The organism is Acrocarpospora macrocephala, assembly GCF_009687865.1.
Lineage (GTDB): Bacteria > Actinomycetota > Actinomycetes > Streptosporangiales > Streptosporangiaceae > Acrocarpospora > Acrocarpospora macrocephala.
The window spans coordinates 68331-86421 of sequence record NZ_BLAE01000034.1 but is presented as its reverse complement, the minus strand read 5'-3'; the positions used below and the strand labels follow the sequence as shown (position 1 = coordinate 86421).

The 18091-nt window shown below is 67.9% G+C and carries 18 protein-coding genes; 6 read left to right on the top strand and 12 right to left on the bottom strand.

Features of this window, described 5'->3' with window-relative positions:
• Positions 1 to 5 precede the first annotated feature (5 nt).
• Both Amac_RS56470 and Amac_RS27885 read left to right on the top strand, forming a co-directional pair.
• The gene (locus Amac_RS56470) at positions 6 to 188 is read left to right on the top strand and encodes an SWIM zinc finger family protein (RefSeq protein ID WP_246268742.1); all 183 of its coding nucleotides are present in this window, start codon (positions 6 to 8) and stop codon (positions 186 to 188) included.
• Complete coding sequence (locus Amac_RS27885; protein WP_155357377.1) at positions 185 to 3385, top strand: hypothetical protein; 3201 nt, start codon at positions 185 to 187, stop codon at positions 3383 to 3385. The genes Amac_RS56470 and Amac_RS27885 overlap by 4 nt, the downstream gene beginning before the upstream one ends.
• 843 nt (positions 3386 to 4228) lie before the next feature.
• On the opposite strand, the gene Amac_RS27880 is transcribed toward Amac_RS27885, so the two are convergent.
• From Amac_RS27880 to Amac_RS27855, 5 genes are all read right to left on the bottom strand, one after another.
• A complete protein-coding gene (locus Amac_RS27880; RefSeq protein WP_155357376.1) occupies positions 4229 to 5068 on the bottom strand; it encodes a helix-turn-helix transcriptional regulator in 840 nt (279 codons plus the stop codon).
• A 370-nt stretch (positions 5069 to 5438) separates the two neighbouring features.
• Positions 5439 to 6011 carry an SMI1/KNR4 family protein gene (locus tag Amac_RS27870; protein ID WP_155357375.1) on the bottom strand — a complete coding sequence of 191 codons (573 nt, stop codon included), beginning with the start codon at positions 6009 to 6011 and terminating at the stop codon, positions 5439 to 5441.
• Positions 6012 to 6166: 155 nt separating this feature from the next.
• On the bottom strand, positions 6167 to 6643 hold the full coding sequence (locus tag Amac_RS27865; protein ID WP_155357374.1) for a hypothetical protein: 477 nt from the start codon (positions 6641 to 6643) through the stop codon (positions 6167 to 6169).
• A 135-nt stretch (positions 6644 to 6778) separates the two neighbouring features.
• Positions 6779 to 7099 carry an AzlD domain-containing protein gene (locus Amac_RS53850; protein WP_170322687.1) on the bottom strand — a complete coding sequence of 107 codons (321 nt, stop codon included), beginning with the start codon at positions 7097 to 7099 and terminating at the stop codon, positions 6779 to 6781.
• Positions 7096 to 7815 (bottom strand): AzlC family ABC transporter permease, encoded by a 720-nt coding sequence (locus Amac_RS27855; protein ID WP_155357373.1) that lies wholly within the window; start codon positions 7813 to 7815, stop codon positions 7096 to 7098. Before Amac_RS27855 ends, Amac_RS53850 begins: the two co-directional genes overlap by 4 nt.
• 120 nt (positions 7816 to 7935) lie before the next feature.
• On the opposite strand from Amac_RS27855, the gene Amac_RS27850 reads away from it, so the two are divergent.
• A complete protein-coding gene (locus tag Amac_RS27850) occupies positions 7936 to 9135 on the top strand; it encodes an alpha/beta hydrolase (protein ID WP_155357372.1) in 1200 nt (399 codons plus the stop codon).
• Here the strand turns inward: Amac_RS27850 and Amac_RS27845 are convergent, their stop codons facing one another.
• The 3 genes from Amac_RS27845 to Amac_RS27840 form a co-directional block, all read right to left on the bottom strand.
• A complete protein-coding gene (locus tag Amac_RS27845; RefSeq protein ID WP_155357371.1) occupies positions 9136 to 10680 on the bottom strand; it encodes a DUF2079 domain-containing protein in 1545 nt (514 codons plus the stop codon).
• A gap of 311 nt (positions 10681 to 10991) precedes the next feature.
• The gene (locus Amac_RS57430; RefSeq protein ID WP_281356348.1) at positions 10992 to 11120 is read right to left on the bottom strand and encodes a hypothetical protein; all 129 of its coding nucleotides are present in this window, start codon (positions 11118 to 11120) and stop codon (positions 10992 to 10994) included.
• A 392-nt stretch (positions 11121 to 11512) separates the two neighbouring features.
• Positions 11513 to 12253, bottom strand: coding sequence for an alpha/beta hydrolase (locus Amac_RS27840; protein WP_155357370.1), 741 nt, complete (start codon positions 12251 to 12253; stop codon positions 11513 to 11515).
• A 74-nt stretch (positions 12254 to 12327) separates the two neighbouring features.
• Between Amac_RS27840 and Amac_RS27835 the strand changes: the two genes are divergently transcribed.
• Positions 12328 to 12891 (top strand): PadR family transcriptional regulator, encoded by a 564-nt coding sequence (locus tag Amac_RS27835; RefSeq protein ID WP_155357369.1) that lies wholly within the window; start codon positions 12328 to 12330, stop codon positions 12889 to 12891.
• On the opposite strand, the gene Amac_RS27830 is transcribed toward Amac_RS27835, so the two are convergent.
• Positions 12861 to 13433 (bottom strand): 4-hydroxy-2-oxovalerate aldolase family protein, encoded by a 573-nt coding sequence (locus Amac_RS27830; RefSeq protein ID WP_155357368.1) that lies wholly within the window; start codon positions 13431 to 13433, stop codon positions 12861 to 12863. The genes Amac_RS27835 and Amac_RS27830 overlap by 31 nt on opposite strands.
• A gap of 10 nt (positions 13434 to 13443) precedes the next feature.
• Between Amac_RS27830 and Amac_RS27825 the strand changes: the two genes are divergently transcribed.
• On the top strand, positions 13444 to 13668 hold the full coding sequence (locus Amac_RS27825; RefSeq protein ID WP_218041316.1) for a hypothetical protein: 225 nt from the start codon (positions 13444 to 13446) through the stop codon (positions 13666 to 13668).
• A gap of 24 nt (positions 13669 to 13692) precedes the next feature.
• Here Amac_RS27825 and Amac_RS27820 read toward each other — a convergent pair whose 3' ends face one another.
• Complete coding sequence (locus Amac_RS27820; RefSeq protein WP_155357367.1) at positions 13693 to 15411, bottom strand: T6SS phospholipase effector Tle1-like catalytic domain-containing protein; 1719 nt, start codon at positions 15409 to 15411, stop codon at positions 13693 to 13695.
• A gap of 162 nt (positions 15412 to 15573) precedes the next feature.
• Entirely contained in the window at positions 15574 to 16533 is a 960-nt protein-coding gene (locus Amac_RS27815; RefSeq protein WP_155357366.1) for an NADP-dependent oxidoreductase, read from the bottom strand.
• 138 nt (positions 16534 to 16671) lie between these two features.
• Here Amac_RS27815 and Amac_RS27810 point away from each other — a divergent pair, with 138 nt between their 5' ends.
• Complete coding sequence (locus tag Amac_RS27810; protein WP_155357365.1) at positions 16672 to 17541, top strand: LysR family transcriptional regulator; 870 nt, start codon at positions 16672 to 16674, stop codon at positions 17539 to 17541.
• Positions 17542 to 17590: 49 nt separating this feature from the next.
• Here Amac_RS27810 and Amac_RS27805 read toward each other — a convergent pair whose 3' ends face one another.
• Complete coding sequence (locus Amac_RS27805) at positions 17591 to 18079, bottom strand: GNAT family N-acetyltransferase (protein WP_155357364.1); 489 nt, start codon at positions 18077 to 18079, stop codon at positions 17591 to 17593.
• Between the last annotated feature and the right edge of the window lie 12 nt (positions 18080 to 18091).

The following is an 18091-nucleotide window of genomic DNA, read 5'->3' as shown; positions in this document are numbered from 1 at the left end:
CGGCCATGACTTCAGCGACGCAGGCGTACACGTACGCCGCGCCCTCCTCCCTTGTCGACCGGGTCTCGCTGGCCGACGGCTCCTGCACCTGCGAGTGGTGGTGGGACCATCGTGTCTCCCGTGGGCCGTGCAAACACGTGCTGGCCACCCGGATCGTCGCCCGCGCCGCCGTGGAGATCTCCCGATGACCCTCTGGACGGAGATCTGTGACCTGATCACCCGGCATCAGGTCACCCGACTGGCCGACCGGCTGGTCACGCTCACCGAGGAGGAGCGCGCCGAGCTGGGCGGGCGGTTGCCCGGCCTCGTCAAGGAGCTCCGTCGCGCCCGCACCGAGCGGGTGCGCGCCGACCATCCCGACGACTTCGAGGAGATGGCCTCCTGGGAAATCGGCGATCTGCTTGACGAACTGGCCGACGCGCTGCTGCTGACCGGGGTAGGCGTCATCACCGGCCCGGCCGCCGCTGTGACGTGGATGACCAGCCGCGACGTCAACCGCCGCTGGGCCGAGGAGCCCGACGTCGCCCAGGTGTGCCGGGTGGCGGCCACCCGCCCCCGGGAGTGGCGTCGTGATGTCGCGGTCCGGCTGGCCCAGCGGGTGCGCCGTCCCGCCGACCGCATCGCGCCGCTGGCCGTGGCGCTGCTGCGGGAGTCCGGCGCTGTGCCGCCCGACCACGACCCGCTGGTGGCCGCCTGGCTGGCCGCGCCGAGCGTGGCCGATGACCCGCTGACCCCCGTGCTGCTGCCTCGGGTCTTCGACGCCGACGGCGCGGGCCGCGCCCTCCGTGACGAGCGGCTGGAGCCCCGGCCAACCCGCTGGCTGGCCGCCGCCTCCCGCGAGCTGCCCAGGGAGCAGGTGCTCGACGGTTGCGTGAGCCGTTTCCTGCGCGGCGGCGAGGCGCAGGACCTGCGGTTCTTCGTCCGGCTGCACACGCTTCTCGACCCCACGCCCGCGGAGTCCGCGCCCCGCTTGCGCGACTACCTGCGGTTGTTGCCGTCGGCTCCGGGCACGGTCGCCGAGCTGGCCGCCGGGCAGGTGCGCGGGGCGATGCCGCTCGAGCACGCCGACCTGGTCGAGGCGGTCGACGCGCTCACCTTCCGGGACGAGGCCAAGCTCGCCGCCACGGGCCTGCGCTGGCTCGACCAGGCGATCCGGGCCACGCCCGAGGCGGCCGCCGATTTCGTGACCGCGCTGACCATGGCGTACGCGCACAAGTCCTTCGACGTGCGCACCCGCGCAGCTGAGCTGACCCTGAAGCACGCCGACCTGTTCGCGGAGCACGCCGAGGCGATCCTCGACGGGATCCCCCAGCTCCCCGCCGACCTGGGGGTGAGGCTCGCCGCGCAGTTCGGCGGTGACAGGCCCGTCGAGGACCTGATCGAGGCCAAGGAGTTCCCGCCGCTGCCCGAGGCGCCCGCGCCGGAGCGTTTCCCCGAGCCGTCGATCTTCCCGAACTACCACGAGCGGTGGATCGGATGGGAACGCTGGATGGCGGCGTTCGTCGCCGGGGTCGCTGAGAACCGTACGAACCTGCGCCGCGGGCTGAGGCCGCACGTCGACCAGCGAACGGAATACCCGCGGGACAGAAAGGAGATCGCCGACCCCGACGAATGGCAGGCCGTACTGGCCGAGGAGCTCGTCGTCCCCGGCAGCCTGCCGGAGATCCCGCCAGTCGGCCCGGAGAAGTTCTGGGACGGCGCGAGTCACTCGGTCTCGGTCCGCCCCGTCCTCCGGGGCGAGGAGATCGAGCTGGAGCCGCCGAAGCGGAGGATCACGGTGAGCGGTGCCTGGCGCCCCGGCCGCTACCTCGACGACGACACCCCGCTCCGGGCCATTTTCATCACGTGGACCAGCGACGACGGCCCGGCCGGGGCCGTGGCCGTCGAGGCCGGCCGGCGGATCCCCTTCGCCAACGGCCGGGTCTACCTGTACGGACAGCCGTCCGACGACGACCAGGCACTGGACCCGGGCTCCGACGAGTTCGATGACTATGAGGACGTGGCCGACGCCGTCCCGGATCGCCGTCCGGTGGAGCCCGGTGTCCGCTACGACGACTCCGTGGCGGCCATGCCGTCGCATGCCCTGCATGGCGCCTACGAGCGCATGGCCGATCTTGGCGTGAACCCCGACCGGATCGCGGCCATGCGGCAGGGCCTGCCGGTGCCCCCGCCCGGCCCGGACGAGCCGCTGGTGGCGGTCACCGTCGGCTTCGTCCCGCCCCGGCTGCGTTCCTTCCAGCCCCGAGCGCTTCCTCCCCTGCACGAGTGGCGGCGGCGGCACCGGCTCCCGCACCCGAACCATCTCTCGCCGCCGACCGACTTCCTCGTCAACCGCTACGCGGAGCTGTACGGGGCCCTGCGCGCCGGCACGCTGCCGCCGGTGCTGCTGGCCACGCCGACGTGGATGACCGGCCACCTCGACCCCGACGTGCTGGTCGACCGGCTGGAGACGTGCGCCGCCGCAGGCGTGGAACCGCTGCGGGCCGACCTGACGCAGGCGCTGCTGCGGCTGCCTCGGGGCAGCCACCCGGCCGCGGCCGACCGGGCCGCGAAGATCGATTCCTCGGCGGCGCGGAGGGCCGCGGAATGGCTGGAAGGGGAAGGCATGCCCGACCCGGAGTGCGGTCTCCAGTGGACCCACATGGTGAACGCGTCCATGGTCGAGTTCGGCGACGGCGAACCCGAGCACTTCACCGAGGTCCGCCTGACGCCGGTGCTGCGGGCCACGCCCACCGGCGACGAGCTGATCGACGAGGTGCTGCTGCGGCAGCCGTTCGACTGGTCGGGCGAGGGCCTGGGCAGTGGGATCGGCGGGTGGCCGGCCATGCTGCCCTCGCATCGCGAGGTGGTGGCCGTGAACATGCTGCCGTTCGTGCTCCACAGCCGCTGGTACGCGAGCGTGACCCCGGCGGAACTGTCCCGCCTGGCCGCCTGCGACGGCCCCATGAGCGAGGCGACGGCGGTGATCATCGCTGTCCTGCTGGGGAGCGGCGTGACCGGGACGATCCCGGTGGTTTTGCGGATGGCGGCCAGGGGCGAGCTGCCCGCCGAGGCGATCGGCCGCCAGCTCGCGCTGGTGCTGCGCCGCACCTGGCGGGAGACCCGCCCCGCCATCGCGGCCCTGACCGAGCTGGCCGACGCCGGCGGCCACCACGAGGTGTGGCGCATCCTGCGCGCCCTGCTGCCCGGGATGCTGCCGGGCGAGGGGCAGCGCATCACCGTGACCCACGCCGAACTCGTCGCCTTCGCCGCCGACGTGGCACGCTGGACCGGCGCGCGCGGGGAGATCCCGGTCGTCGGCGAGTACGCGCAGAGCCGCCGGACGATCCGCTTCGTCCACGAGTGCAAGCGCCTCCACGCCCAGCTCACCGGAGCCACGTCATGACCTCTGGAGATGTCCGGGGACCGGGTGGTTTGAACCGTGTGGGGCTCAGAGCCTCCCGGAAAACCGTGGCCCTTTCGGCGCGGGCCTGGTTCCCCAGCCTTGTGGGGTGCGAAAACCCGGATGCAGGATCTGGCCTGCGGTTATCCACTGCGTCTATGCGGCCAGCTGGTGCTGGTTGATCGACCTCCCGGGAACGGATCGCCGGCCGCTACCCGAAGCGCGCCGGCGATCTGGCTTATCCACGGACTCGCGCTCCCTGGTTCCCGTTCCGGCGAGGCCGGAGAGTATCCGAAGGAAGACCACACCACCGCATCAGCAGAGACCGGAGAGACGCATGCGACTCGGCATCCACTTCATGAGACCATCCTCGGCGGCCCCGACCCCCTCACCGACACCGACGCGTTTCTGGCAGAAATGGAACGCTACGCGGCGATCGGCATCGACCACGTACAGCTCGTGCCATCGACGTCCGACCCCGTCGCGTTCGCTGAACACTGGGAGAACGCGTCATTCCCCGCTTGGCCGACATCACGGCCTGACGCGGTCCTCCCGGATCGCCGCCCGGCGCGTCACTCCCCGACCCGAAGCCGGCAATCCCATAGCAGGCAGTCGTGGCGCTCGTTCAGCTCCATCGGCCTGTCCCGCTCGACTCCTCCGCCTCGCACCCGCTCATCGCTGCTTTCGGCATTCGTTGGGCACCGTCGTCCCTACACGGGCGGACATGCTCCGTCAGAGCCTCAACAACGGTGCGACATTTCGGCGACGCTGAGAGACGCGCGGAGGTGAGGTAAGACGACCAGATGCTGTCAGATCGCCCACGTTGTCCTGTGCAAGTGTGAGCCCTCAGCCAAGGGCCTGCGTCCCGATGACAGACAGCAGGTGCAGCTTGTCGTGGCTCTCGCTGCCAGGGATGGCGGTGTAGACGAGCAGCGAGTGGGCCTGGCCAGGGTCGACCAGTCTCTGGCACGTCAGCTCCAAGGAGCCGACTTCCGGGTGGATGAAGTGCTTGACCTCGTGGGGGCGTATCCCGATCTCGTGCTCGTCCCATACCCGCCGGAACTCCTCGCTGCGGGCGAGGAGCAGGTCGGCGAGGTACGCGGCTCGGGAGTCGGGGCCGCGGAGGGTGACGATCTCGCGCAGCCCCGAGGCGTACATCCGGGTGAGGAACGGATGTTCCTCGGGCGCGTGGAGCTTCCGGGCGGCTGGATCGGTGAACCACCGGTACCCCGTGCTGCGGGCGGGTCCGGTGTACCGCGTCGTGTCGCCGGTGAGCGCGACGCCCATCGGGGTCTGCCGCAGGGTCTCGCCGAGTTCGGTGACGATCTCCGCAGGAGTGTCGTTCAGGCGGTCGAGAACGCGCAGCAGGCCGGGGCTGATGTGCTCGCTGACTCCGCCGCGGGCGGGTGGATTGTGTCCCGCGAGGCGGAACAGATGGTCCCGCTCGTCGAGCGAAAGGTGCAGCCCCTGCGCGATCGAACCGAGCATCTGGCTCGACGGCTGCGGCCCGCGTTGCCGCTCAAGGCGGGAGTAATAGTCGGTCGACATGTGGCACAGCGACGCGACCTCCTCGCGCCGCAGCCCGTCGGTCCTGCGACGGAAACCGCGCGGAAGGCCGACGTCCTCGGGTTGCAGCGCCTCCCGACGACTTCGGAGGAACTCCGCCAGCCCGGCGCGATCGATCATGGCACTCCCGTCATCTCGCGGTGCTGCTTCGTTTCTACCGCCTGCGGGCGGAGGCAGCCACGGACCGCCGATCCCACTCTCCGGTCGAAGGGGGCCTGGTGAGCCGGGGATCGGGAGGTCAAGGAGCAGAACAATGCCACGGCAAGCAATCGACATCACCATCCCGGACCTAACCGGCAAGCGCGCGATCGTCACCGGCGCCAGCGACGGAATGGGCCTGGGAATGGCCGCCCGACTCGCCGCCGCAGGTGCGGAGGTGATCATGCCTGTCCGACTCGACACGAAGGACGAGCATCCGCACCGGCGACTGAGCGACGCGCGAAGCGTCGGTGCCGGTTGTGAAACTGTTCGTACTCGCACCGATCTCTGGTCAGGACGGGTGGCCGCGGAACGTGTTCTCCATCAAATGCCAGAACGACCGGAAGCGCCTCCCGCCGATCGCGGATGTGGTGTCGAGAAACCACGCCTCCCACTCACCGCCGGAGGTGACGACGTACGGATCGAGCAGATAGATGAGGCCCTCGACGTCTTCGGAAATGTGCAGCGTGTGCGGAATGTGGTCCCCGACTTCGAAGTAATCCGGGTCCTGCGGCGCGTCATAGTCGAAGAAATAATCGCTGGGCATCTCGCGGATCGGGGTTCCCGGCGGGGGACCCCATTTCGCGAGATGCGGGTCGACATCGCGAGTCCAGCCGACCTCGGCTATGGGCAACAGGTGAAGACTGGTGCTGGACTGTTCATCCCAGCCGTTGCTCACCTGGAGAAACTCCCGGTAACTCGGTGGCAGACGCCGACCGAGACGCTCCTCGTGCCGACGGATCTCGGCTTCGCTCGCAGGATCCATGCCCACCCAATCAGGCGGATACGGTAGAGCGTCCGGCCCGGCATAGGCGGTACGGAGACGCTCAGCCCAAGGGTAGCGGAACGTATCAGGGGCATTCATGGGAAATATTCTACGGTATGTGATCAAGAAAGGCTCACCAGGGAATTCCCCGCGGAGACCAGGAAACACGTGAATGGACGCAGCTCGGGCATGCCGTCGGGTACGAGATCGGCCGCGCCAGCACTGCGCGCAGCGACGAAGTTATGGACAACGGCTTAATCAGCGAACCATGCCACGACGAGGACCGGGTCAGGTTGGGACGGGGGAGCGAACGCGTACACGTTCATTATGCGGTCGCCCACCTTACCCGACACTGCTGCCACTTCCTCTCCTCGTTCGGCCTGCGCTTGGGCTTCTTCGGGTGGGATCTTCTGCCACTTTGGGGGCCGGAAGTTGGCTAAGGCTGCCTCAATCGACGAACCGTGGAGTTCGATCGCTATGGAAGCGCCCTCCTCAGGAGGTATGCAACCCTCATCGCCATCGACTGGATCAGCGTTCTCTTTGGGAAGTTCGACGACGACTACGTCGGTCAACGTCTTAATATCCAGGGTGTGCTGTGATACGCACGCGGGATCGGGCCTTTCGAGGAGTGCACGCAGCCAGGCCTGTCCTCTCAGCACAACCACAACGCCCAATACCGCAATAATGGTCAGCCAGGCGGCGGCTATAAAGAATATTGTTCGCGTGCGCATAACCCGCCGACTCTACTCCGTTCGCAGGTGCTCCAGGACTTCACCGATGGGCAGCTCGGCGATCAGCGTGGCGTCTTCCTCAATGCCGCACGACCGCCGGCGTGGCCGGTGGTGCGCATGGTCTCTCCAAGTACGTCAGGCGGAAGTCAACGCGGTCAAGATCCATAAGGTGGGGAGCCCGGCGAGCATGCCCGCGTACGCCGAGCCAGTGCGGGCCACCGCGAGCACCGCCACGGCGGCGGCGGTGAGCGGGGCACTCGCCTGGAGCGCTCCGCCGTCGAGGGCGGCGCCGGCGATGTCACTCACCGCGAGGGCGGCGAAGGCGGACGGCGCGACCAGCCCGGCGGCGTCGTCCAGCCGCGCGGGCGGCCGGAAACGATCGGCGGCTCCGATCATGCTCACGCGCAGGAGGTAGCTGCCGAGTCCGGCGGCGACTATGACGGCCCAGGCGTTCACGGGTGAGCATCCTGGGAAGGTGGGGCGGAGTTCGCCCGGGTGAGCGAGCCCGCGGCGACGCCGGCCACGATGGCGGCGACGACGCCGAGGTGCATCGGCGCACCCAGGCAGAGCAGCGCGACCGCACCGGCGACGAGCACGGCCCTGCGGACCACCGCCTGCCGCGACTTCGGCACGATCTGGCCGATGAGATAGAGCGGAATGAGGAACTCCAGGTGGAGCCAGGCGGGGACCCGCGCGCCTGCCGTGACGCCGACCGCGATGGCCGTGAGCCAGGTCACCCAGAGCACGACAGCGCCGCCGAGGTAGTGGGCGTGCGCTCGGCGCCGGTCCGGCGCGTGGGCGTACCTGTCGATCCCGACGACGAACGAGGGGTCGATCAGCAGGTATCCGGCCAGCAGCCGCCACCACAGGGGGGTGCCCCGCCAGTAGGCGGCCATCGCCGCCGAGTAAAGGATCAGGCGCACGTTGATGACCAGCACCGTAACGATCACCGTGAGCGGAGCGACGCCGGCGTCCAACATCTCGATGGTGGCGACCTGTGCGCTGCCGGCGTAGATCAGCGGGCCGGTGAGCCATCCCGCGAGGGCGGGAATGTCGGCTTGGGCCGCGCTTACCCCGATCACTAGCCCGAACGGAGCCACGCCGACGAGCCAGGGTGTCATGGCGCGCATGCCGGCGCCGAACTCTCGCCGATAGGCCGTGTAGCTGATCATGGTGATGTCCTTCTCCGCAAAGCTCCGCAGGTAGGTCCATCACTGTCCGGGAATCGCCAAAGGCGTACTTGGAGGCAGAATGGAGGAATTCTGGAGATCGGGTGGCGCGAGGAGAAGTTTGTGGTCTTCGAATTCGCGGGTGGTGAACTCGATCTCGACCGTTACGAACTGCGTCGTGACGGCCAGGTGGTGCGGGTCGAGCCGCAGGTGTTCGACCTCCTGGCCGTCCTGCTGCGCTTGCGGCAGCGGGTCGTCTCCAAGGAGGAACTCCTCGACGCGGTCTGGGGCAACCGCTTCGTCACCGAGTCGGCGTTGACCAGCCGGGTCAAGGCGGCGCGGCGGGCCATCGGAGACGACGGGCGCGGACAGCGCCTCATCCGGACCGTCCACGGCAGGGGATACCAGTTCGTCGGGACCGTGATCGAGCGGGCGACGGCCGGAACCGCGGTCTCCGCCCCCGCGCCGCCCAGCCAGCAGATCCGGTTCTGCACGGCCCGCGACGGCACCCGTCTCGGGTACGCGTTGACCGGCGCGGGGGCGCCGCTGGTGAAGGCGGCGAACTGGCTCAGCCACCTCGATTACGACTGGGAGAGCCCGGTGTGGCGGCACTGGCTCGGCGAGTTGTCCAGCCGCTTCCAGCTGCTGCGCTACGACGAACGCGGCTGTGGACTCTCCGACTGGGACGTTGAGCGGTTCGCTTTCGACGACTGGGTCGAAGACCTGGAGACCGTGGTCGACGCGGCCGGATTGCAGCGTTTCCCGCTACTCGGCATCTCCCAGGGCGGGCCGGTCGCGATCGCGTACGCCGTGCGCCATCCGGAGCGGGTGAGCCACCTCGTGCTGCTCGGCTCGTTCGCGCAGGGACGGCGCAAGAGGGCCACCACACAGGAGGAGGCTCAGCTCGCGGACGCCCGCGTCGAGCTGGTCCGGCTCGGGTGGGGCCGACCGGACCCGACCTACCGGGCGACCTTCGTGGCCCGGTTCCTGCCCGAGGGCACCCAGGAGCAGTGGCGCGCCTTCGACGAGCTGCAACGCCGCTCGACCTCGGCCGCCAACGCGTGGCGTTTCCTGGACGCGTTCGCCGACATCGACGTGGCGGATCTCGCGCCACGAGTCACCGCCCCAACGCTGGTTCTGTGTGCCCGGCGCGAGCCCGACAGCCTGTTCGAGCAGTCGCGCACCCTGGCCGCGCTGATTCCGGGCAGCCGTCTGGTATCGCTTGACAGCGCCAACCATCTCCTGCCGGAGCAGGATCCGGCCTGGCCGCACTTCCTCAGCGAGATCGACGCCTTCCTCGGCAGCGCTGCCGAGGAAGGCTGACTACCTGCGAAATAGCACCAGATAACCGTTCGATTCAAATTGTTTTTCGTATCCCTGGGTCAGCAGAAATCTGACCCGCGAAATCTGCTCATCCAGTGAGAGAAATGGGAAGGTCTTTTTCCCCGCATCTGCCAATATCCATGGCGCCCTGCGGGGAGTTCGATCCCAGAGTAGCGTCTGTGTCCGGCTGGATAGGGCGGGAGCGAGATTGTTGCTCGCCTCTACAAGGACTCCGTCGGGGATTCTCGAAACCGCCTCTGCCGCTGCTTTCTGGCGCTCTGAAATGGAGTAGAAGCCGGGGGTGAAGAGCTTTCCCAGCGAAGAAAACGGAACGATGGCCACGCCGACCGCGATGACACACACGGCCCACCGATTGATGAACTTCGCAGCCATGTCATCGGCAGAGCCATCTCCCTTGGCCTGGGCGCGGGCGCTGACCCGTCTACTTATCCGGCAGGCACCGTCCACGCCACCGATGAACACGATCATCACGATGAAAGCGGTGTAATGATATTCGGAGACCCACCAGTTGGGGAACGAATTCGACAACATTCGTTCCAGGACCAGGGGAACCAGCGCGATGGTGATCGGGGAGAAGAGTGGAAGAAGGAGCACCGGCGCCAAGGTGAGCAGAAGCGTCTGCATCTTCATCGGAGGGGTCCAGAGCAGCTTGATCGTCTCAATGGGATGGAGCACGGCATTGACGATCGCCTCCTGAGCGTCGCCGCCCAGCGCAGAGTAGGCCCAGTAGTAGTTCGACCTTCCGCCGAAGGCGGGAATCAGGACTTGGGTGGCGATGTATGCCGCCAGAATTCCCGTGACAACAAATGCGGCCCCGAGTCGGCGGCTCCCCCGCTGCACGAGAAAGCAGAAACCCAGTCCGGCCACCAGTAAACCCATGTCTTCTTTGACCAGAAGTATGCCGGCCGCCGCCAGAATAACATGCGATCGCCGCCCTGCCTGGTGACTCTCGAGAAGAATCGCCACAAGCAAGGGAACGAATGCCGCCTCATGAAAGTCGAAGGCTACCGTCTCAACAACCGGCCAGGAGATAGCATATCCGAACGAAACAGCATAGGCTACTAATCGAGCATTCCGGACGCCGAGCAATCGCCCATCCGCTAGAGCCCGAAAGGTATACAGCCAAAGGAACGGTATCGCCGCGGCCAGAAGTACCGCTTGCGCGACAAGAAGCGTGCCCGGACCATCGTGGATCCAGTACAGGGGAGCAAGCAGACTCAGGAGAGGAGACCAATGATCTCCCAGCAGGGTGAAGTCCACACCGAATTCGTTGTGCACACCCTTGATAATCGACACCGGGGCTTCGAACCTGGAGTAGGAGCGAATACCTTGGTCGAAAATCACGAGATCATAGGCACTCGCTCGGAATCTGGCCAAGGAGACGAGTGAATAGGTGGCGTAGACGGCAGCCGAAGCACAGGTCAGCAGTGCGAGCCGAATCCTGTCCCGACGTCCTCCCGGAATAAGCGCTGACCCCCCGCGCCGCCCTTCGGCGTCCTTCTCCGCAGAAACAGACGCTGACATTCCCCGCCCCCGTACCCACTCGCGAAATCATGACCTGTTCACCAGTGAACAGAAGACTGCCCACCGGCCGGAGCCAACGGTGCAGCCGGTCAATGCGGAAGATCAACTAACTGTTGGATTCTTCCATAGGCGTGGGCCTTGTCCGCTGCCATAACTGATGTCGAGCAGGATCAGCGGGCGGTTCATGCGGCGACCTTTCGGAGTCGGGCGGTGTACCACGGTCCGACACCCCGACATTAGCGGTGGTTACAAGCGCGGAATGGACCATTTGCTTGCCGTGGGTCGGCTCCAGGCCCGCCGGGCGGCATATGTCAGCTGGCCGGGAGCCCGCGTGCGGCCCGCATCTCCACCACCTTCTCCCGGATGTTCTTCCTGCTCAGCCGCGCCTGCAACCGTGCGAGCCAGCCCTCGAACGTCGGGCGGTCCGGGTCGAGGTCCATCGGCACCCAGTCCTCGGCGACGGAAACCGGTCGACAAGAAGGTCAGGGCCGGTCGGAGATCACGCGGTGGCCCGTGCCGAGGTAGGGCCGACCCGCTCGACAAGCTGGGTGACGGTCAGGCCGGAGGCCTATTTTGTCTTGCAAGTTTTCAACGACTTGCGCAAAGTTCTCTAGAGAAGTTCATCCTCCCTTCCCTGCTGTGAGGGCGGAAGGAGGGATCAGGTCGACGCATCCACCCTGTGGGTAGGCATCCAGACCATTCGACATGATATTCTAACTTGGAGTTAAATGTGTAGTCAATATCCGCCTCATTGGCCGGCGAAAGCGCGGCGCCGACATAGCCGCGGCGCCGACTAACACGACAGCCTGGCCGACGTCGCGCCCGCCTGGGGTCAGCCGTCGTGCTTGGCGAGGAAGGCCATGATCGTGTCGAGCACCATCTGGCTCTGAGCCGTCTCGAACAGCCTTGAGGCGTGCGCGCCCTCACCCCGGACGATGACGACGGGTCGATCGGGCGAGTCCACGGCGGCGCGGGCGACTTCCTCGACGATCGACGGGGTCGGTGAGCGGTCGTTCTCGGCCGTGATCTGCAGCAGTGGCACGTCGAGGGGCGCCACCTCTTCGGCTAGCGCGAAGCCGGAGAGACTCACGACCGCCGCCGCGGGCTTCTTCAGCCGGGTCGCGGCGACGATCGACATGTGGCCGCCGATCGAGCCCCCGACCAGGAAGAGCCGTTTGACGCCCTCCTTTCTGAGCCGCCCGGCCATCTCCACGATCAGGTCCTCCCCGAAGGCGGCGGCGCCGCTGCGGTCGTACAGCAGGACCCGGTAGCCGGCGGCCTTCAGGCGGTCGGCAAGGGGCCGCCAGGCGCAGACGTCGCCACCCCGCTCGTACGACACGACCGCTCCGACGGGACCGGTTCCCATGATCACGCCGGTGTACCCGTCGCCGTAGCTGAAGATGCCGCCGTCGGCTTCGGTGAAGCATCCCCCGACGTTCGGCCCCGTCGGTGAAGGAGAGGCCGTGGGGGATGCCGACGGGGCGGAGGGGGACGCCGCAGTGTCCTTGCTGACCGTGCCCCCGCAGGCGGTCAGCGCGAAAAGGACGGCGATCAGGCCGAGCTTCCGTGGCATCCGGTACTCCCCTCTATGTCAGAAATGACATAGTGAATGGAGATCGAGCCCCGAGTCAATACGCTGTGAACGCCATGACTGCGACGACTTCCACGCTGGGATTCGCGATACTCGCCGTGCTCGCACGGGCCGACAGCACCGGATACGAGATCGCCGGGCGGATGCGCCACCCGATCGGCCGCTTCTGGACGGCCAGCTACAGCCAGATCCACACCGACCTCCAGCGCCTCCTCGCCGCCGATCTGGTCGAATACGCCACGGCTCCCGGGCCGGGGCCTCAGGACAAGAAGGTGTACTCCATCACGGCCAAGGGGCTCGGCGCGCTGCGGGACTGGGTCACCCAGCCTCCCCGGCCGCAGCCCGAGCGCGACGAACTGGTCCTCAAGACCTACGCCGCCTGGCTCGCGGACCCGGCCACGCTGATCGAGATGTTCCGTACGGCACTACGCCAGCACGAGGAGCGCCTGGCGGAGTACGAGTCGGCTTGGGTGGCCGTGGAGGAACGGGCGCCTGCATTCGGCACGCCAGGGTTCGGGAACATGGCCACCCTCAGGTGCGGGCTCACCTACGAGCGGCACCGGGCGGAGTGGTGCCGCTGGATGATCGATCAGCTGAGCCGCAGCTTGGAGCCCTCGTAAGACGACAGACGGACCGCGATGTCGATGATCATGTCCTCCTGGCCGCCGACGTACCCGGCCGCACCGACCTCGCGGAGGATCTCGTGGGCCGGCACGCCGTACCGCTCCTCGGCCCGCTCGGCGTGGCGCAGGAACGACGAGTAGACCCCGGCGTAGCCCTGCACGATCGCGTTGCGTTCGGCCCACGGCAGTCGTGGGATGAACGGCAGCGCCACTTCCGCCGCCGCGTCGAGCAGCGCGGGCACGTGGAGGCCGGTCCGTACCCCCATCTTCGCGAACACGGCGGCCAGCACCTCGGTCGGCGAGTTGCCCGCGCCCGCGCCGAGCGCGCACAGCGTGCCGTCGATCTGCCGGGCGCCTTCCTGGTAGGCGACCAGCGAGTTGGCGACGCCTAGGCACAGGTTCTGGTGCCCGTGCAGTCCGGTCTGCGCGTCCTGGCCGAGTTCGGCGACCAGCGCGGCCACCCGCGCCCGCGTGTCGTCGGGCAGCAGCGCGCCCGCGGAGTCGACCACGTACACGCACTGGCAGCCCGCGTCGGCCATGATCCTCGGCGTGGGGGGTGCGGTGGTGGACACCGCGACGGGAGCGGCCGTCCAGGGCCACCCGGCGCGGGCGCTCGCGCTCGCCGCGAACGCTCTCGCCGAGCGAGGGCTGGCCCTGGAGGAGGGCTGGATCGTCCTCACCGGCGGGATGACCGATGCCGTCCCGCTGGAACCGGGCCGCCCGGTCACCGCCGAGTTCACCCACCTGGGCACGCTCACGGTGTCCTGCGGCTGACCCCCTCAGGTAGCCAGCCGCAAGCTACCCTTGCTTACCGGCACGACGTCCTCGGCCTGCACCGGCCAACTCCGCTTGGCGATTTCCCGAAGGTGTTCTCTCTTTACCGGCGGGTACGGCTTGCTGTTGACTCCGTTCTCGCCGGGTGCGAGCGGGACCGGCCTCGGAAGGCATTCTGGTCACGGTGAGGTGCACGCTGCCTCGGTTGTTCCCGTAGAAACCCCAGGCGTCGTTGGCGAAGGCGTACAGATACCCGCTCCTGGTCACCCGGCAGGATGTGCCGGCGCCGACGGCGATGCGCTCGTGGGACTTGAACTCACCGTCGACGGATATCGCATCGTTGGCGACGACGCCGACAAGCGACATCCACGGCATGTCCTCCTCCCGGCGCGAGCCGATGAAGTCCGCCACCTTGTTCCCCGTTACAAGCCGGAACAGCTTCTCGCCCTGGCCCAGCAGTGTGCCCACGAGCCGGAGCCTCTCGACCAAGGGGTTGAAGCGGCGCAGGCCCGTGGTACCGGCGGGACCAGACAGGATGTCAGCGTCGCGCCACTGGCCCTCGGCCATGAAGTGATAGTCGCCGAATTCGAGGTAGAGCCCTGTCTCATTCCACGGCTCGTGGGCGAACACCTCGATCGTCCTGCTCTGACCAGGAGCAAGCACCTGGGTAGCCCGGTAGGGCCCGCTGGTGATCGGTGGAGTCTGGTATCGGTCGTATACCGACTGGTGAATCAGCGGGATCGTTGCGTCCGGGTCGATTTTGGGCACGGCACGCGGCCGCGGCTGCTCGAAGATCTCGAGCAGCGGCCCGAGTTGCGGGTCGACCAAGGGTTCGAGGACGCCGACCACGCCGTGGTCGTCGTTGTGCAGAACGTCGAGCGGATTGGGAGTGATCTGGTCTTCCACGGTCGTCTTGTAGAAACCGATACCGACCGCCTCGCGCGCTTCGTCGATCATCCACCGCAGTGAGCAGTCGCTCAATCCCCGCTGAAGATGACCACCACCGACGTCCATGTGGCTACCGGGGAACCACACCTGCTTGACGACCTGTTCGGTCCCGTACGGCTCCGACCACAGCGCGGGTGTATAGGGACTGCGGCGCTCGTCCATGGCCACGGCGTGGCGACCGTGCTTGATATACGGGTTGAGCCGCATGTCGTGAAAGTCGTGCCGATGCAATGGGTCCAGAAGGCTGAGCCAGCCCATGTAGGCTGGAATACCGAGCGCGCCGACGGTGTCCCACACCCCGATGAATTGTATTGGAATCTGGTCGTAATCGTCCGGGTCCCAGCAAAAGGCGAGTCCGTGCCGCCATTCACGACCTAGGGGGTCGCGCTTCTTTTGCCGGTAACCGCGGTTGTACAGATCTTTGATCTGAGGCCAGAGCTTTTCCTCGTCCACCTTGGTGGTGTCGATTAGCCCGCACGCCGATATCATCCCGGCGAGGCTTCGGGCCGTGTAGGCACCGCGGCTGAATCCGAACAATGAGATGCGATCTCCCGGGGCGTATCGCGTGGTCAGCCAGAGGTAGGCGTCCATCACATTGTCGGACAGACCAAGCCCGAAAGCTCCTCCCAGCAGCCTGTTGCGCAGAGTGCCCACGCCGGGCTGGTAGTAAGCCAATTGGCGGTCGCCGTCCACGCTCGTCTCGGTGAGAGCGTTATAAAGCCGGCAAACATTGGTGACCGACTCGATCTCCGGAGTATTCCAGGTGCCATCGCAGCATACGATGAAATGGGTCATGATCCCCCCGTGATCCGCCAGAGCCTTGTCGAGGCCGTGGTAATACGTTTCCCGAGCGGATCCCCAGAGAAACTCGCTAAGAATTCAAGGTTGGTCGCCTTTCACCAACCCCCGGGAAGAGGAACTCCGCCAACGACAAGATCCTCTACGGTTGGCCGCCAGTCAGCGCACGTGCAGCACGGTCTTGCCGCGCAGCCCCATGACCTCGACGTCGCCGATGAGGGCTCGCGGCGCCTCCTCGATGGGGAGCTTCGCGCCGATGACAGGCCGGATGGTGCCTGCGGTGACGAGCCTCGCGAGCTCGGCGAGCCGCTCGGGCTTGCGATCGAGCCGGTAGTTCGCGGTGCGGATGCGCTCGTCGGCGAGGAGCTTCCCGTCGAGGCCGAAGGCGGTCGAGAACAGCGCCCCGCCGTCCCGCACGGCGCCGGCCACGCTGCTCACGATGGACTGGTCGCCGACGACGTCCAGGATCGCGTCGACGCCCTCGGGCGCGAGCCTCCGCAGGGCCAGGTCGAGGGGCTCCGCGCCGCGGACGACGATCTCGACGGCGCCGAGTCCTCGCACCTGCTCGGCGACCTGGGCGGAGGCCGTCGCGATGACCCGGATTCCGCGGGCCGCGGCGGCCTGCACCGCGAAGGTGCCGACGCCTCCCGTCGCGCCGATGACGACCAGCGTGCCGCCGTCGGGCACCCGCGTGTGGTCGATCGCACCGAGCGCGGTCATACCGGCGGTCGGCAGCGCGGCGGCCACGTGGCTCGGCAGCTCGTCGGGGGTGGCCGCCAGCGCGCCGAACGCGGGCGCGGCCTGCACCACGCAGACCTCCGCGAAGGTGCCGAACTGCAGCGGCTGGCTCCAGAACTGGCCGAAGACGCGATCCCCCACCCGGAACTCCGTGACGCCATCGCCGATCGCGGTCACGGTGCCGGCGCCGTCCATTCCGAGCGTGAGCGGAAACCGGTACTCCCCCAACGCCGCCAGCGACCCGGAGGCGATGGCCAGGTCCAGCGGGTTGGTCGCCGCCGCCTCGATGGCGACTTGCACCTGGCCGCCGGCGGGCTCGGGCACAGGCAGCTCCTTGAGCCCCGGGGTGCCGCCGAAGCGCTCGATGACGATTGCTCGCATGCTCTCTCCATTCCACGGTGGGCCTTACTGCCGCACCAGCCTGCGGGAGAGGCGAGGTCTCGAGGAACGACCGATCCGGCACCGACTATGACCGGAAAGGCATCAATCGCTATGCCGATCAGGCAATAGTGTGGGGGCATGGCAGCGGAGTCCCGGCCCTTGCGGTACTTCGTCGCGGTGGCGGAGGAACGCAGCTTCACGCGCGCCGCAGGACGGCTCGGCATCGCCGCCCCCGCGCTGTCGCGAGCGATCCGCAAGCTCGAGGCGGAGCTCGGCGTGCGCCTGTTCGAGCGCTCCACGCGAGTGGTGGAGCTGACCGAGCCCGGCACGGTGCTGCTGGCTCATGCGCGGCCCGCCCTCGAGGCTCTCGACGCGGCGGCCCGCCGTGCCATGCGTGCCTCGGCACCGCATCGCAGCGTGCTGCTCGCCGTCAAGGCGGATGCCGACGGCGGCCTGCTGGAAGACATCCTGGCCGCAGCGGCCGCCGAGCCCGATGCCGAGCCCGTCGCCGTGCGCCTGTGCGGCTGGCGGGAGCACACGCGGCTGCTGCGGACGGGTGAGGCCGATGCCGCGCTCATGTTCGAGCCCTACGACCCGGGCGGCATCGACGCGGATGTCGTCGCGGTCGAGCCTCGCGTAGCGGCGCTGCCCGCGGACCATGCCCTCGCCGGGGCCTCCCGGCTACGGCTCGCCGACCTCGGAATCGGCCCCGAGGAGGTCGGCGAACGGGCGGAGCGCGACATCGGCGACCAGGGCGTGCACGACCTCGCGCAGCTGCTCGCGCTCATCGGCCTCGGCACGACGATGACCCTGCTTCCGAGGTCGGTCGCCGCGAGATACCCCCGGCAGGCGGTGGCCTACGTCCCCGTCGAGGACTGCCCTCCCGCCTCGCTGGTCATCGCCTGGCCGGAGCGCTCCCGCAGCCGCGGCGTGGCCGCACTGGTACGCGCGGCGGCTGCCGTCGCCGAGTCACGGGGAATGGGTGCGTCCGCCGAAGCGTCGCGGTGAGGGGCGCGCTGTCACAACTCGCGCACGGGCTCCAACCTGATTTCGCGGCTCAGAGCGCTCGGTGCATGATGTGCAGCCCGACGTAGCCCTTCGACGGGTGCCGGAAGCCCTCCGGCAGTGTGCCCAGCACGTCGAAGCCGAGCGACCGGTACAGCTTCACCGCGTACACATTGGTCTCCACGACCGCGTTGAACTGCATCGCGCGGAAGCCCGCCGCCCGCGCCCACTCCAGCGTGTACTCGCACAGCGCTCGGCCTATGCCCCGCCCGGAGCGCGCCGGGTCGACCATGTAGCTGGCGCTCGCGATATGCGAGCCATTGCCCCAGCTGTTGTTGTTCATCTTCGCCGTACCCAGGACCGCCCCGGCATCGTCGACAGCGACCACCGTCCGGTTCGGGGCTGACAGAAGCCACCAGTCGCGGCCCTGCTCCTCGCCGAGATCGATCGGATAGGTGAAGGTCTCGCCTTCAGCGACGATCTTGTGGAAGAAGGGCCAAATGGCAGGCCAGTCCTCAGCGGTGGCTTCCCTGATCAGCATGCGAGCAGGATG

Coding starts and splice junctions, on each gene's coding strand:
- Amac_RS56470 (WP_246268742.1), top strand. CDS start 6: ATGACTTCAGCGACGCAGGCGTACACGTACGCCGCGCCCTCCTCCCTT.
- Amac_RS27885 (WP_155357377.1), top strand. CDS start 185: ATGACCCTCTGGACGGAGATCTGTGACCTGATCACCCGGCATCAGGTC.
- Amac_RS27880 (WP_155357376.1), bottom strand. CDS start 5,068: ATGATCGATCGCGCCGGGCTGGCGGAGTTCCTCCGAAGTCGTCGGGAG.
- Amac_RS27870 (WP_155357375.1), bottom strand. CDS start 6,011: ATGAATGCCCCTGATACGTTCCGCTACCCTTGGGCTGAGCGTCTCCGT.
- Amac_RS27865 (WP_155357374.1), bottom strand. CDS start 6,643: ATGCGCACGCGAACAATATTCTTTATAGCCGCCGCCTGGCTGACCATT.
- Amac_RS27855 (WP_155357373.1), bottom strand. CDS start 7,815: ATGATCAGCTACACGGCCTATCGGCGAGAGTTCGGCGCCGGCATGCGC.
- Amac_RS27845 (WP_155357371.1), bottom strand. CDS start 10,680: ATGTCAGCGTCTGTTTCTGCGGAGAAGGACGCCGAAGGGCGGCGCGGG.
- Amac_RS57430 (WP_281356348.1), bottom strand. CDS start 11,120: ATGGACCTCGACCCGGACCGCCCGACGTTCGAGGGCTGGCTCGCACGG.
- Amac_RS27840 (WP_155357370.1), bottom strand. CDS start 12,253: ATGCCACGGAAGCTCGGCCTGATCGCCGTCCTTTTCGCGCTGACCGCC.
- Amac_RS27835 (WP_155357369.1), top strand. CDS start 12,328: ATGACTGCGACGACTTCCACGCTGGGATTCGCGATACTCGCCGTGCTC.
- Amac_RS27830 (WP_155357368.1), bottom strand. CDS start 13,433: ATGGCCGACGCGGGCTGCCAGTGCGTGTACGTGGTCGACTCCGCGGGC.
- Amac_RS27820 (WP_155357367.1), bottom strand. CDS start 15,411: ATGACCCATTTCATCGTATGCTGCGATGGCACCTGGAATACTCCGGAG.
- Amac_RS27815 (WP_155357366.1), bottom strand. CDS start 16,533: ATGCGAGCAATCGTCATCGAGCGCTTCGGCGGCACCCCGGGGCTCAAG.
- Amac_RS27810 (WP_155357365.1), top strand. CDS start 16,672: ATGGCAGCGGAGTCCCGGCCCTTGCGGTACTTCGTCGCGGTGGCGGAG.
- Amac_RS27805 (WP_155357364.1), bottom strand. CDS start 18,079: ATGCTGATCAGGGAAGCCACCGCTGAGGACTGGCCTGCCATTTGGCCC.